Source organism: Cellulosimicrobium sp. G4 BAM 1002, assembly GCF_057126935.1.
In genome coordinates this window covers 487,346-501,731 of sequence record NZ_CP182109.1, presented here as the reverse complement: position 1 = coordinate 501,731, position 14,386 = coordinate 487,346, and the positions used below count along the sequence as shown (strand labels likewise).

Annotated in this window: 14 protein-coding genes; 5 read left to right on the top strand and 9 right to left on the bottom strand. The window is 72.9% G+C overall.

The annotated features are described in order from the left end of the window. Positions 1-2 precede the first annotated feature (2 nt). A complete protein-coding gene (locus tag ACMXGY_RS02310; protein ID WP_483775276.1) occupies positions 3-671 on the top strand; it encodes a biliverdin-producing heme oxygenase in 669 nt (222 codons plus the stop codon). A gap of 1,192 nt (positions 672-1,863) precedes the next feature. Here the strand turns inward: ACMXGY_RS02310 and ACMXGY_RS02305 are convergent. Continuing rightward, positions 1,864-3,999, bottom strand: coding sequence for an elongation factor G (locus tag ACMXGY_RS02305; RefSeq protein WP_483775275.1), 2,136 nt, complete (start codon positions 3,997-3,999; stop codon positions 1,864-1,866). A 110-nt stretch (positions 4,000-4,109) separates the two neighbouring features. Continuing rightward, the gene (locus ACMXGY_RS02300; protein WP_483775274.1) at positions 4,110-4,940 is read right to left on the bottom strand and encodes a MerR family transcriptional regulator; all 831 of its coding nucleotides are present in this window, start codon (positions 4,938-4,940) and stop codon (positions 4,110-4,112) included. 175 nt (positions 4,941-5,115) lie between these two features. Between ACMXGY_RS02300 and ACMXGY_RS02295 the strand changes: the two genes are divergently transcribed. Next, a complete protein-coding gene (locus ACMXGY_RS02295) occupies positions 5,116-5,901 on the top strand; it encodes an SAM-dependent methyltransferase (RefSeq protein WP_483775273.1) in 786 nt (261 codons plus the stop codon). A gap of 33 nt (positions 5,902-5,934) precedes the next feature. Here ACMXGY_RS02295 and ACMXGY_RS02290 read toward each other — a convergent pair whose 3' ends face one another. The 5 genes from ACMXGY_RS02290 to ACMXGY_RS02270 are packed head-to-tail and all read right to left on the bottom strand — an operon-like array spanning position 5,935 to position 8,267. Next, positions 5,935-6,639, bottom strand: coding sequence for an HAD hydrolase-like protein (locus ACMXGY_RS02290; protein ID WP_483775272.1), 705 nt, complete (start codon positions 6,637-6,639; stop codon positions 5,935-5,937). After that, the gene (locus tag ACMXGY_RS02285; RefSeq protein ID WP_483775271.1) at positions 6,636-6,959 is read right to left on the bottom strand and encodes a hypothetical protein; all 324 of its coding nucleotides are present in this window, start codon (positions 6,957-6,959) and stop codon (positions 6,636-6,638) included. Before ACMXGY_RS02285 ends, ACMXGY_RS02290 begins: the two co-directional genes overlap by 4 nt. A 50-nt stretch (positions 6,960-7,009) precedes the next feature. Continuing rightward, positions 7,010-7,540 carry a DinB family protein gene (locus ACMXGY_RS02280; protein ID WP_483775270.1) on the bottom strand — a complete coding sequence of 177 codons (531 nt, stop codon included), beginning with the start codon at positions 7,538-7,540 and terminating at the stop codon, positions 7,010-7,012. A 35-nt stretch (positions 7,541-7,575) separates the two neighbouring features. Next, positions 7,576-7,941 (bottom strand): MazG nucleotide pyrophosphohydrolase domain-containing protein, encoded by a 366-nt coding sequence (locus tag ACMXGY_RS02275; protein WP_483775269.1) that lies wholly within the window; start codon positions 7,939-7,941, stop codon positions 7,576-7,578. 38 nt (positions 7,942-7,979) lie between these two features. Continuing rightward, complete coding sequence (locus ACMXGY_RS02270; protein WP_483775268.1) at positions 7,980-8,267, bottom strand: YwiC-like family protein; 288 nt, start codon at positions 8,265-8,267, stop codon at positions 7,980-7,982. Between the two features lie 261 nt (positions 8,268-8,528). Between ACMXGY_RS02270 and nrdD the strand changes: the two genes are divergently transcribed. Beyond that, complete coding sequence (gene nrdD / locus ACMXGY_RS02265; protein ID WP_483775267.1) at positions 8,529-10,724, top strand: anaerobic ribonucleoside-triphosphate reductase; 2,196 nt, start codon at positions 8,529-8,531, stop codon at positions 10,722-10,724. Between the two features lie 8 nt (positions 10,725-10,732). Further along, positions 10,733-11,320, top strand: a complete 588-nt coding sequence (gene nrdG, locus ACMXGY_RS02260) for an anaerobic ribonucleoside-triphosphate reductase activating protein (protein ID WP_483775266.1) — start codon at positions 10,733-10,735, stop codon at positions 11,318-11,320. Between the two features lie 41 nt (positions 11,321-11,361). On the opposite strand, the gene ACMXGY_RS02255 is transcribed toward nrdG, so the two are convergent. Next, a complete protein-coding gene (locus tag ACMXGY_RS02255; RefSeq protein ID WP_483775265.1) occupies positions 11,362-12,225 on the bottom strand; it encodes an ABC transporter permease in 864 nt (287 codons plus the stop codon). Beyond that, positions 12,222-13,250 carry an ABC transporter ATP-binding protein gene (locus tag ACMXGY_RS02250; protein ID WP_483775264.1) on the bottom strand — a complete coding sequence of 343 codons (1,029 nt, stop codon included), beginning with the start codon at positions 13,248-13,250 and terminating at the stop codon, positions 12,222-12,224. Before ACMXGY_RS02250 ends, ACMXGY_RS02255 begins: the two co-directional genes overlap by 4 nt. A gap of 163 nt (positions 13,251-13,413) precedes the next feature. Between ACMXGY_RS02250 and ACMXGY_RS02245 the strand changes: the two genes are divergently transcribed. After that, a complete protein-coding gene (locus ACMXGY_RS02245; protein ID WP_483775263.1) occupies positions 13,414-14,379 on the top strand; it encodes a TetR/AcrR family transcriptional regulator in 966 nt (321 codons plus the stop codon). Positions 14,380-14,386 lie beyond the last annotated feature (7 nt).

The window sequence follows — 14,386 nt, the reverse complement described above, 5'->3', positions numbered from 1 at the left end:
GCGTGACCGCACTGACGCACGACCTCGCCCCCACCGACCGGCCCGCGCCGCTCTCCCTGCGCCTCCGTGAGGGCACCCGGCCCGAGCACGAGCAGGCCGAGAGCTCCGGCTTCGTCGAGAAGCTCATGTCCGGACAGCTCGACGTCGCGGCGTACGCCGACCTCGCCGCGCAGCAGTGGGCGATCTACGGCGCGCTCGAGGACGCGAGCGCTGCGATCCGCGACGACGTGCAGGGCGCGACGCTGGTGTTCGACGAGCTGGCTCGCACGCCGGAGACCGAGAAGGACCTCGCGTTCCTCGTCGGGACCGACTGGGCCGAGCGCATCACGATCCGCCCCGCGACCGAGCGCTACGTCGCCCGCCTGCGCGAGGTCGGGACGTCTCTCCCCGCCTACGCCGCCCACGCGTACACGCGCTACCTCGGCGACCTCTCCGGCGGCCAGATCATCAAGCGCATGCTCGAGCGGCACTACGGGCTCGTCGACGACGGGCTCGCGTTCTACACGTTCGTGGAGATCCCCAAGTCCAAGCCGTTCAAGGACGTCTACCGCGAACGCCTCGACGGCCTCGCCCTCACCCCCGCGCAGGTCGACGAGACGGTGGCAGAGGCACGGCGCGCGTTCCGCCTCAACAGCGACGTCTTCGCCGACCTCGGCGCCGTCCACTGCTGACCCCGGGACACATCCCCGCGCCGCCGGCGTAGACCTCGCGTCGCGCGAAGGAGAACGCTAGTCGCGCGAGGTAGAACTGTGGTCCGCCAAGGTAGAACCGTGGTCGCGCGAAGTAGAACCGTGGTCGGCCGAAGTAGAACCGTGGTTCGTGGTCGGGTCCGCGTGCGGGGCGGCGTCGGTGCTCGGGCTGTCCGCGCCGTCACCGTGGTCTGTCGGGTATGGGCTTTGGGAGCGCGGCCTTGACGCCCTTCGCATCCGACGCCGCCCCACCCGCTCAGCCACCACCGCACCTCGTGCAGCACGCGGCCAGGCCCTGACGAAGTAGAACCTTGGTCCGCCGAAGTAGAACCCTGGTCGCGCGAGGTAGAACCGTGGTCGCGCGAGGTAGAACTGTGGTCGGCCCGGTCAGGGCGTGGTCACGCGCCGAACACGACATCAGTGTCGTTATCCAGGCCGTGGCGACACCAAGGTCGTGTTCGACCGCGAGCCACGTCGTTCTCGACGACGGGGCAGGGCTCGGGCGTCGGCCGCACGGCGAGACGGCGAGACGGCGAGACGGCGACACGGCGAGACGGCGAGACGGCGAGACGGCGACACGGCGACACGGCGAGACGGCGAGACGGCGAGACGGCGACACGGCGAGACGGCGACACGGCGAGACGGCGACACGGCGAGACGGCGACACGGCGACACGGCGAGACGGCGACACGGCGAGACGGCGACACGGCGACACGGCGAGACGGCGACACGGCGAGACGGCGAGACGGCGACACGGCGACACGGCGACACGGCGACACGGCGAGACGGCGACACGGCGAGACGGCGAGACGGCGAGACGGCGAGACGGCGACACGGCGACACGGCGACACGGCGAGACGGCGAGACGGCGAGACGGCGAGACGGCGAGACGGCGAGACGGCGAGACGGCGAGACGGCGAGACGGCGAGACGGCGCAAGACCGGCCCTGCGGGCCGTCGGCCCGGGTGAGCACAGACCGGGGTGGGACGACGCCGGAGGGGTGGGTGGGGGCGCCGCGTCGTGGTCGGGCCTGGCGGGAGCCGCGAGGAACGAGCGGCGGATGGTAGACGCGGCGCCCCCACCCACCCCGACACCCCAGGCGACCACGCGCCGTCGGACACGACCACGGTTCTACCCCGCGCGACCACGGTTCTACCTCGGCCGACCAGGGGTTCTACCTCGCCGGGCTAGGGACGCCTCCCGGGAGGACCTCGTAGCGGTCGGGCACGGCCGTGAACGACCCGCGGCCTCCGGTCAGGGAGCGCAGGTCGAGGACGTACCGGGTCAGCTCGGCCTCGGGCACGAGGGCGTCGACGCGCACGCGGCCGTCCGGGAGCGAGTCGGTCGCGGTGATGTGGCCACGGCGCGACGAGAGGTCGCCCATGACGTCGCCCTGCGCATCGGGTGGGACGGTCACGGTGACCGCGGACACGGGTTCGAGGACGACGGTCCCCGCCGTGGCGAGGGCCTCGCGCACGCCGACGCCGCCGGCGGTGCGGAACGCCATGTCGGACGAGTCGACCGAGTGCGCCTTGCCGTCGAGGACCTCGACGCGGAGGTCGACCACGGGGTAGCCGTGGGGCCCGCCGCTCTCCATGGCCTCGCGTGCGCCGCGCTCCACGGCGGGCAGGTACTGGCGCGGCACGGATCCGCCGACGACGGAGCTGACGAACTCGAGGCCCCCGCCGCGGGGCAGCGGGGCGACGCGCAGCTGCACGACGGCGAACTGCCCGTGCCCGCCCGACTGCTTCTTGACCTTGCCCTCGACCTCGACCGTGCGCGCGATGGTCTCGCGATAGGGAACCTGGACGGGCTCCGTGGTGACGCGTACGCCGAACGTGCGCTCGAGGCGTTCGATCGCGACGGCGAGGTGCGTGTCGCCGAGCCCGCCGAGGACGGCCTGCGACCCGGTGAGGTCGACGTGCAGCGTCGGGTCCTCGACGCACAGCCTCGCGAGCGCGGCGGAGAGCTTGTCGTCGTCCGACTGCGACACGGGCCGCAGCGCCTGGGCGTACACCGGTGGCCGTGCCGGGAGGTCTCTCGCCCGCACGGGCATGCGGCGCCCGGCGAGGAGCGTCCCGGTCGCCGCGGCGGACAGCTTCGCGACGGCCGCGACGTCGCCCGCCACGACACGGTCCACCGCGACGTGCTCGCGGCCGCGCAGGCGGAACAACCCGTGCACGCGGTCCTCCGCGCCGGTCGTCGTGCTCACGAGGCGGTCGCCGGTCGCGACCGTCCCGGAGAGCACCTTGAACACCGACACCTGTCCGACGAACGGGTCGACGACGGTGCGGAAGACGTGCACGAGCGCGTCGCCGCGGGGATCGGCCTCGACCTCGGACGACGCCCCGCCGTCGGTGCCGTCGGCCCCTGTGCCGGTGGCCCCTGTGCCGGTGGCCCCCGTGCCGGCGGGCAGCGCGACGACGCCCGGCCGGTCGGCGGGCGACGGCCCGAGCTCGCACACGAGGTCGAGCACCCGGTCGACGCCGACGCCCGTCACCGCGGACGCGAGCAGGACCGGCACGGCCTCACCCGTGAGCACCTCGTGCGCGAGCGTGCGCTCGAGGTCGGCGGCGGCGGGCTCGTCGCCGGAGAGGTAGGCCTCGAGCTGCTCGTCGTCGTGCGTGACGATCTCCTCGACGACCTCGTCGTGCAGCGCATGCTCCTCGTCCCGCACGTCGGCGGGGACGTCGTCGTCGCGGCCGTGCCACGCGGCCGGCCCGGCCCCGTCGTACTCCCGGGCGCGCTCGGTGAGGACGTCTGCGAGCCCGTGCAGCGACTGCTCCTCGCCGAGCGGCAGCTCCAACGGCACGAACGGCGCGTCGAACGCACCGCGCAGCTCGGCGAGGACCGTCCGGAAGCTCGCCCGCGCACGATCCTCCTGGGAGACGACGACGAGGCGGGGTATTCCCGCCTCGTCGCACCGCCGCCAGACCTCCAGCGTCCCCGACTGCACTCCGTCGACGGCGCTCACCACCACGAGCGCGACGTCGGCCACCGCGAGCGCGGCGTCGACCGACCCGGCGAAGTCGGGCGAGCCGGGGGCGTCGAGGAGCGTGACCTGGTAGGTGGTGCCGTCGGGTGCGCGCCAGTCGAGGTGCGCAACGCCCAGGCTGACCGAGATGCCGCGCGCCACCTCCTCCGGCTCGTGGTCGCAGACGGTCGTTCCCTCGGCGACGGACCCGGCCCGCGGGATCGCGCCCGCGCGATGCAGGAAGGCCTCCGCGAGCGTGGTCTTGCCGGACCCGCTGTGCCCCACGAGGGCGACGTTGCGGGTCGTGGCCGGGCCTGAGGACGTCGGCGTGCTCATGGCTTGCCTCCTGGCGGACGCGGTGTGCCCTGGCACCAGGCTAGTGACGTCGCGGCGTTCCCGCCCCGCCGCGCGGGAGAGAACCTGCGGTCCTCCCCCGCGCCCGGGCGTCAGAGGTTGCGCTCGACGTACACGCGCAGGGCGTCGCGCACCAACGTCGCGCCCTCGACCCCGCCGTAGTTGAGTGCGAACCGCGGGTCCTCGACGTACATCTCGCCGAGCCCCAGCAGGTAGCCCCGCAGCGGCCCCGGCTCGTGCGCCGGGTTCGCGGGCACGGTCTGCAGCCACTCGACGTGGCGCCGCGCGAGCGCCTGCGCGTCGTCGGACCCGGGGTCGACGCCGGCCTGCGCCGCCGCCGTCCAGTCCGCGTTGAGGCGCTCGACGCGCTCCTTGAACGCGGTCTTCTCGGCCTCCGAGAGGCCGGTCCACCAGGAGTGCCCGCGCGCGTACGCGTCCTTGCCCCAGCGGTCCTCGACCTCCTCCTTGTACTGCGTGTGGTCGAACCCGTCGAACATGTCGTCCGCCATGAGCTCCCCACCTCCTTCCATCGTGGTGATCGTGCGTTCGACCGACGCGATCTGCCGCGCCAGCCGCTGCCGCTCCGCCTGCAGCCACTCGAGGTGGCCGCGCAGCGCACGCACCTGGGCGCTCTGCGGGTCCGCGCCCGACGGCGGCCGCTCGCCCTCGACGGCGGACGGCCCGTCGAGAGCGTCCTTGATCGCGGGGAGCCCGAGACCGAGGTCGCGCAGGAGCAGGATCCGCTGGAGGCGGACGAGCGCGTCGGCGTCGTAGTGGCGGTAGCCGTTGGACGCGACACGGGACGGTGCGAGCAGCCCGATGTCGTCGTAGTGACGCAGCGTGCGGCTCGTCGTGCCCGCGAGGCGCGCGACCTCCTGGATGGACCAGTCGGCCGTTCGCCCGGTCGTGGCGCTCGGGAGCATCTCGTTCCTCCGATCCGATGCGTGGTGCGGCAACGAGGACCACGCTAGAAGTTGACGCTACGTCAAGGTCAAGCGGTCGCACACGGCACCCGCCCCCGCACCGTCGCGGGGAGGCGTACCGTCGGGAGGACGCGTCGCACCCACCTCGGGCGCACGACGACCACGGAGGCCCGCGATGGCCATCACGGAGCAGGTTCGACGGCACTACGGGGGCGAGGACCTCGCAGGCCGCATCCTCGCGACGGCCGGTGCGGGTGACGGTCCAGTGACCGCCGATGCGCTCGCGCCGTACGACCAGCTGCACGCCGGCGGCGCGCTCGCGACCACGGCCCTGCTCGACGTGCTGGACCTCGACGCCCGGACGACGCTCCTGGACGTCGGCTGCGGCCTGGGCGGGCCGGCGCGGCTCGCCGCCGCCCGTCACGGGTGCCGCGTCACGGGCGTAGACCTCAGCCCGGACTTCGTCGCCGCGGCCGGAGAGCTCAGTGCCCGTGCCGGGCTCTCCCACCTCGTGGCGTTCGAGGTCGGGGACGGGGACGGGCTGCCCTGCGCCGACGCGTCGCACGACCGGGCGATGCTGGTCCACGTCGGCATGAACGTGCCCGACAAGGCAGCGCTTTTCACGGACGTCCGACGCGTCCTGCGTCCTGGTGGGCTGTTCGGGGTGTTCGAGCAGATGCGCGTCGGGCCGGGCGACCTGCCCTACCCGATGCCCTGGGCGGTCGACGCCGAGACCTCGTTCGTCGAGACGCCGTCCGCGTACGAGGAGGCGCTGATGACAGCGGGGTTCGACGTGCTGCGGGTCGAGGACCGGCGCGCGGCGCTCGCGGCACCGGGTGGGCCGCCCCAGGACGGGCTCGTCGTCGTGTTCGGCGAGGAGTTCGCGACGCGCCTCGGCAACAACCTGGCCGCGACCCGGGCTGGGCTCCTGGCGCCGGTTGTCGTGCTGGCTCGCGCCTGACGAGCGCGCCGGGCCGGCGGGTCGGGCGCACGGTCAGGCGGTCGGGACCGTGGAGACGAGAGCCTCGACGAGATCGGCAGGAGTCGCGACGACGGCGCTCGCCCCCGCCGCCTCGAGCTCCCCCGGGTGCGCGTAGCCCCAGGCGACACCGACGCACGCGATGCCGTGCGCGGCGGCGCCGTGCACGTCGTGCTCGCGGTCGCCGACCATGACGACGCCACCGGCGCGGGCGAGCGCGGTCGCGTCCAGCCCGGCGGCGTCGAGCGACGCGAGGGTGTGCGCGATGACGTCGCCCTTCGACGTGCGGGTGCCGTCGAGCGTCGCTCCGAAGACGTCGTCCAGCCCGCGGTCGAGGAACGCGTCCAGCCCGAAGTGCTCGACGATGCGCCGCGCCATCGGCTCCGGCTTGGACGTCGCGACGGCGAGGCGCACGCCGGTCTCGCGCAGCGCCGTCAGGCATTCGGGGATGTCGGGGTAGACGGCGTTGTCGAGGAGGTTGCCGGCCGCGTAGACCTCGCGGTACGCGGCGACGGCCTGGTCCACGAGACCCGCCGGGACGCCGTGCGTCAGGAACGACTCCGCGAGGGGCGGGCCGACGAACCCGCGGAGCACGGGCGCCGCCGGGACCGGGAGCCCCAGAGCGCCGTACCCGTGCCGCACCGACGCGAGGATGCCGGGCGCCGAGTCGGTGAGCGTGCCGTCGAGGTCCAGCAGGACGAGCTCGTACCGTGCGGTCACGCGTCTGACGACGTGTCGCCGACGGCCGCGGTCGGACCGCTGCGGCGACCGACGACGAACCCGACGGCTCCGCCGACCAGCAACGCCCCTGCAGCCGCGAGCAGCGCCGTACTGCCCACCGGGAACGCGCCGGACGGCACGAACGTGGTGTCGGACAGCGGTGCGTACGCGAACCACCCGGACGACGTCGGTCGACCGGCGAGCCAGGCCGCGGCGAGCAGGAGGGCGACGCCGAGCAGCACGAGCGCGGCGAGGACGACGGTCGTGACGCTCACCCGGCGCGGGCGCGGGGCGGGCTGAGGTCGGTCGGTGGCGGTCACGACGGCCATCGTCCCGGGCCGGGCGGCCGGGGGCAACCGTCGTCCCGTGGTTACTCCCCCACCGTCCCGTCGATCGACTCACGGATGAGGTCGGCGTGGCCGTTGTGGCGGGCGTACTCCTCGATCATGTGCACCACGATCCAGCGGAGGTTCCACGGCTCGCCGGTGCGCTTGCTCGTCACCGCGGACACACGGTCGAGCCCGCCGTCGGCGAGTGCCGCCTCGAGGATCGCGTCGGACGCGGCGATCGCCCGGTCCAGCAGCACGCGCAGCTCCTCCGGGCTGTCCTGCGTGGCGCTGTTCCAGTCCCAGTCCTCGTCCGCGTCCCAGTCGGCGGTGTCGAACGGCGGGATCAGGGGCTCGCCGAGGAACATCGCGGAGAACCAGTGCGACTCGACGAGCGCGACGTGCTTGATCAGGCCACCGAGCGACATCGTCGATGGCGGCAGGGACTGCGCGAGCTCGGTCGCATCGAGGCCGGAGGTCTTCCAGCGCAACGTGTCGCGGTGGAAGTCGAGGTAGCCACGCAACGTGGTTACCTCGTCGGCCGTGGAGGGCGGGTCGATGCGCTGGTCGGTCACCGCGCCACCCTAGTGGCGTCGACCCCCGGGTCTCGTCAGGGGCGAGGGAGCGCCGACTCCCACGCGAGCCACTTGCGGCGCACGGCCGCCTCGACGTCGACGCCCTGGGAGCGCGCGAGCAGGAGGAGGTGCGCGAGGACGTCGGCGACCTCGTCCGCGAGCGCCGACGGACCGCCGTCGGGCACGCCGGGCGAGCCCGACGCCGGGGAGGCCACCTCGCGTGGGCGGGTGCGGCCCGTCGCGGCGAGGAACGCCTGCGTGAGCTCGCCGACCTCCTCGGTGAGCTTGAGCATGAACCAGTCCGGGTCGCGCTCGATGCCGAACTTGCGCGCGTACAGCGCGGAGATCGCGTCGACGCGATCGGTGAGGTCGTCGAGGTCGAGCGGCGCGTCGTCGTCCATCGGCTCAGTGAACCACCCGGTTCGGGCGGACCGACGGTCTACTCCAGGACGAGCGCCACCGCCAGCAGCGTGAGGGTCGCGACGATCTCGCGGAGGCCGACGGTCCGCGGGCTCAGCGGACGACCGGCGAGCGCCCAGGAGCGCGCGGTCGTCGCCGCGAGGAAGTAGGCGAGGTAGCCGACGAGCCACAGCGCACCGAGCGCAACGGTCACCGGCCGGAACCCGGCGTCCTGGATCCCCCGGACCGTCCCGACGACGAACGGCAGGAGCAGCATCGGCCACGCGCCGTGCTGGTTCGGCACCCAGCCGGGGGGACGTCGGGACACGCCCCGAGGCTAGCGTCGCGTCGCGCGGTCCCGACCGCGAGAAATCCCTGCCCCGCCGGGGCGCAGGGCCCTGCCCGACGGGACCAACGTCCCGACCTGTCCCGCGGTCGCCGCCACGCCGAGGATCGGCGTCACACGCGGCCCCTGGACTAGATATGGTGGCGCAGCCGTGATCCAGACCCCACATGTTGGGGTGCGGTCCGTCCCGCAACCCCTGCGGGACGCAGACGAGAACTCGGTGGGCAGAGGGGAACGGGAACGATGAGCACCATCGAGCTCGACCAGGCAGCACCGACCGAGGCCACCACCACGCTGGAGGTCCTCAAGCGCGACGGCCGTCGGCGGCCGTTCGACGACGGCCGCATCCGCGCCGCCGTGACGAAGGCCTTCGCGGAGGTCCATGGCGACCTCACCGCGACGCACCGGAGCCGCGTCGACGAGGTCGTGGGCCGCGTCGACGCGGAGATCGCCGCGCGGTTCGTCGGGGCGGTCAAGATCTACGAGATCCAGGGCGTCGTCGAGCACGTGCTGCTCGAGTCGCACGAGTACGACGTCGCTCGCGCCTACATCGACTACCGCGTGCAGCGCGACTTCGCGCGCAGCCGCGCGACGGACCTCAACCACTCGATCGTGCGGCTGCTCGACAAGGACTCCACGGTCGTCAACGAGAACGCCAACAAGGACAGCGAGGTCTTCAACACCCAGCGCGACCTCACGGCCGGGACCGTGGGAAAGGCGATCGGGCTGCGGATGCTGCCGCCGCACGTCGCGAACGCCCACCAGAAGGGCGACCTGCACTACCACGACCTCGACTACCACCCCTACGCGCCCATGACGAACTGCTGCCTCATCGACTTCCGCTCGATGCTGGAGCACGGGTTCCGGATCGGGAACGCCCAGGTGGAGCCGCCGCGCTCGATCCAGACCGCGACGGCGCAGATCAGCCAGATCATCGCGAACGTGTCCTCCAGCCAGTACGGCGGGTGCTCGGTCAACCGCATCGACGAGCTGCTCGCCCCCTACGCCGAGCGGAACCTGGCGAAGCACCTCGCGGACGCACGCCGCTGGATCGCCGACGAGTCCGCCCACGAGGAGTACGCGCGCGAGAAGACGCGCAAGGACATCGACGACGCGATGCAGTCGCTGGAGTACGAGATCAACACCCTGTTCACGTCGAACGGGCAGACGCCGTTCACGTCGGTCGGGTTCGGTCTCGGCACGGGCTGGCTGGAGCGCGAGATCCAGCGCGCGATCCTCCAGATCCGCATCCGCGGGCTCGGCAGCGAGGGCCGCACCGCGATCTTCCCCAAGCTCATCTTCACGCTGCGCCGCGGGGTGAACCTCGACCCCGGCGACCCCAACCACGACCTCAAGCAGCTCGCCGTCGAGTGCGCGACGAAGCGGATGTACCCCGACGTGCTGTCGTACGACAAGATCGTCGAGCTCACGGGCTCCTTCAAGGTCCCCATGGGCTGTCGGTCGTTCCTCCAGGGCTGGCAGGACGAGCACGGCCAGGACGTCTCCGAGGGTCGCATGAACCTCGGCGTCGTGACGCTCAACCTGCCGCGCATCGCGCTCGAGGCGGACGGCGACCTCGACACGTTCTGGCGTCTGCTCGACGAGCGCCTGGAGACCGTCCACGACGCGCTCGTCTTCCGGATCGAGCGCTGCAAGGAGGCGACTCCGGGCAACGCGCCGATCCTCTACGTGCACGGGGCGTTCGGGGAGCGCCTCGCGCCGGGCGACGACGTCGACCGCCTCTTCCGCGACGGCCGCGCCACGGTCTCGCTCGGGTACATCGGGCTGTACGAGGTGGCCGCCGCGTTCTTCGGCGGCGCCTGGGAGCACGACCCGCAGGCCAAGGAGCTGACGCTGGACGTGCTGCGGTCCCTGCACGCGCACGCCGCCGGGTGGACGGCGCGGCTCGGCTACCGGATCAGCGTCTACGCGACGCCGAGCGAGAGCCTCACGGACCGGTTCTGCCGCCTCGACCGGGAGCGGTTCGGCGCGGTGCCCGACATCACGGACAAGGACTACTACACGAACAGCTTCCACTACGACGTCCGCAAGAGCCCGACGCCGTTCGAGAAGCTCGACTTCGAGGCCGAGTACGCGCGGTGGACGTCGGGCGGGTTCATCCACTACTGCGAGTACCCGGTGCTCCGGCCGAACCCCCGGGCGCTCGAGGCCGTGTGGGACTACGCCTACGACCGTGTGGGCTACCTCGGCACGAACACCCCGATCGACCGGTGCTACGCGTGCGGGTTCACGGGCGACTTCGACCCGACGGCGCGCGGCTTCGCGTGCCCGTCGTGCGGGAACGCCGACCCGCGCACGTGCGACGTCGTCAAGCGCACGTGCGGGTACCTCGGGAACCCGCAGCAGCGCCCCATGGTGCACGGACGCCACGCGGAGATCTCCGCGCGCGTGAAGCACCTGCCCGACGGCGCGGCGTAGGTAGCGCGGTGGCACGCACCCCCGGCCCCGGCTGGCGCTCCGACCGCGTCAGCCAGGGGTACGTCGCGGACTACAAGCCGTTCGTCATGGTCGACGGCGAGGGCGTGCGCTGCGCGCTGTACGTGAGCGGCTGCCTGTTCGCGTGCGAGGGCTGCTTCAACGAGGCGGCGTGGAGCTTCCGCTACGGGCGCCCGTACGACGACGCGCTGGAGGAGCAGGTCCTCGCCGACCTCGCGCACCCCGCCGTGCAGGGCCTGTCCCTGCTCGGCGGGGAGCCGTTCCTCAGCACCGGCGTGTGCCTGCGCCTCGCGCGCCGGCTGCGTGCCGAGCACGGTGACCGCAAGGACGTGTGGTGCTGGACGGGCTACACGATCGAGGAGCTGCAGGAGGGCACCGCGGACCAGCGCGCGCTGCTCGCCGAGGTCGACGTGCTCGTCGACGGCCGCTTCGAGCTCGCGCGCCGCGACCTCACGCTCGCGTTCCGCGGCAGCACCAACCAGCGCGTGCTCGACGCGCGCGCGTCCCTCGCGACGGGCCGCGCCGTCCCCTGGACCCTGCCAGGTCGTGGGCACGAGATGGGCCCGGTTCTGCAGTGAGAACCGAGCCCGTCTCCCGCCCACAGCGGACGGCGCGTCGCTCAGACGGTCTTGCGGGTGCGGCGGATGCCGACCCACAGCCCGACGGCGCAGGTCACCGCCGCGGCCACGAAGCCCCACAGCACGTCGGTGTCCGCGAACGACCCGGCGAGCAGCGCGCGCTCGGCGTCGACGATGTACGTCAGCGGGTTGAACAGCGCCGCCGTGCGCATCCACGCCGGCCCCGCCTCGAGCGGCAGCATCATCCCGGACAGGATGAGCAGCGGGAACAGCAGCGACTGCTGCACGCCCCAGAACAGCCACTCGCGGTTCTTCGCGGCGAGCGCGAGCGCGATGGACAGCGCGCCGACGCCGATCCCGAAGAGCCCGAGCAGCAGCAGCCCCACGAGCAGGTGCAGCGGGTAGAGCGTGAACCCGAACGGCACGCAGACGAGCGCGATGAGCAGGCCCTGCACGACCAGCGGCGCGAACTCCTTGAGCGAGCGGCCCACGAGGATCGCGGAGCGGTCGAGCGGCGTCGCGAGGACGCGCTCGTAGGAGCCGGTCATCATCTCGTAGAGCAGGTTCGACCCGCTCATCGAGGTCCCGAAGAGCGAGATCATCACGATGACGCCCGGCACGAACCACTGGAGGGTCTCGGCGGTCGATCCCCCGCCGCCGGGAGCGCCGCCGCCGAACCCGCCGACGGCGCCCGTGAGCAGCGGCCCGAAGAGCCCGAGGAAGATCAGCGGCTGCAGCAGCGAGAAGATCAGCGTGAACGGGTCGCGCAGCACGAGCAGGATCTCGCGCGTGAACACCGCCCACGTGTCGGCGACGAACTTGGCGACGCCGGTGCGGAGCATCGTGTCCGTGCCGCGGTCCGCAGCGGCGGGGCGGGTCTGGCTCAGGTCGGTCCGCGTGCTCATGCCGCCTCCTCGCGCAGGCTGCGCCCGGTGAGGTTGAGGAAGACGTCGTCGAGGCTCGCCTGCTTGAGCTCGGCGGACCGGACCGCGAGCCCACCGACGCGCAGCGCCTCGATCGCCTCGGGCAGCCGGTCGGCACCGTGCGTCGTCGAGATCCTGACGGTCACGACGCCGTCGGTGCCGCTCGTCGTCTCCACCTCCCCCACGTCCGGGGCGAGGGTCGCGCGGACCCGCCCCACGACGTCGGGCACCCCGATCGAGCCCGTGTCCGACGGCGCGGCCTCGCCCGGCCCGGCGGCCCCGCCCGGGGCGGGGGTCACGGCGAGCGTGATGACGTCGTCCGCGTGGTCGCGCTTGAGCGCGGCCGGCGTGGCGTCCGCGATGATCTCGCCGTCGTCGATGACGACGACGCGCTCGGCCATGCTGTCGGCCTCGTCGAGGTAATGGGTCGTGAGGACGATCGTCATGCCGTAGCGCTCGCGCATCGCGGCGATGTGCTCCCAGAGGTTCGCCCGCGCGTGCGGGTCGAGGCCCGTCGTCGGCTCGTCGAGGAAGAGCAGCGGCGGGTGGTTCATGAGGCCGAGCGCGACGTCGAGCCGTCGTCGCTGCCCGCCGGACAGCGACTGGACCGTGCGCTTCTCGAGGCTGCCGAGGTCCAGGGCCTCGAGCAGGTCGGCCGCGCGGCGGGAGTACTCGGACGGCGGCAGGCCGTAGAAGCGGCCCTGGTTGTGCAGCTCGTCGAGCACGCGGTAGGAGTAGCCGCCGCCGTTGCCCTGCCCGATGAAGCCGATGCGCGAGCGCACGTGCGCGGGGTGCTTCGAGACGTCGTAGCCGGCGACCTCCGCGGTCCCGGCGGTCGGTTCGAGGAGGCTCGTGAGCATCCTCAGGGTCGTGGACTTGCCTGCCCCGTTGGGGCCGAGGAAGGCGACGAGCTCACCCTCGCGGACGTCGACGTCGATGCCCTTGACGGCCTCGACGGTCTCTTTCTTGCGGTGGAAGGTCTTGGTCAGGCCACGGGCTCGGATCACCGGAGCCACCCTTTCGTACGCCGTACCGGAATGAGCGATCCACGCTAGCATACGGTGTACGGGAATAGGCAAGCCTTCCTGCCGCCGCTGCGGTGGGCGGTTTCTCGAGAGGCGCACGACGGGCCGATGAGGCACCGCGAGGGAAGTCCGGGAGGATACGCACGTGACGACCGACGACCGCACCGACGAGCGCGCGGGCGACCGCGCGCCGTCGGGCACGCCCGAACCCCCCAGCCCTGCGGCTCCCGAGGCGACGGCGCGGGAGCCCGAGGACGGGCGTCCGCGCGGGGTCGTCGCCGCCGCCGACGCCGGGGTCGCCTCGGCCGTGCAGGCGGCCGAGCACGTGCGGGCCCAGTTCACGGAGGTCGTCCGCACGCCGGAGATCACGCGCCGGCTCGCACTCCTGTGGGACCCGCCGACCCCCGCGACCCGGGGCCGCAAGCCACGCCTGACGCTCGACGACGTGGTGCGCGCCGGCATCGGCGTGGCCCAGGAGGGCGGGCTCGACGCGCTGTCCATGCGGCGCGTCGCGACGGAGCTCGGCGTCGGAGCCATGTCGCTCTACACCTACGTGCCCGGCCGCACCGAGCTCGTCGACCTCATGATCGACCGCGCCTACGGCGAGCTCGACCTGCCCGTCGCCGGCGCCGCCTGGCGGTCCGCGCTCGCGCAGTACGCGCACGAGACGTGGAACCTCTACCTGCGCCACCCCTGGATCCTCCAGACCAACATGTACCGCGCACCCCTCGCGCCGCACGTGCTCGACGCGCAGGAGGCAGGGCTCCGGACCATCGTCGACACGGGGCTCTCCGAGCTGCAGGTGGTCGACACCCTGGCGCTCGTCGACAACTACGTCCAGGGCCTCGCGCGGGCCACGATCGCGGAGACGAGGGAGCGCGACGCGACGGGCGTCGGCAACGACGAGTACTGGACGACGCTCGGCAGCTTCTGGGAGGACTGGTTCGACGTCGAGCGCTACCCCGTCATGACGCGCATCTACGTCGCGGGCGGCTTCGACGCCCCGCAGGGTCCCTTCGACGCGAGCCTCGACCGGCTCCTCGACGCCGTCGAGATGGCGATCGACCGCGCGAACGCGGCCCGGACGGTCGAGGAGACCGGTAGCGGCTGACGCGCGA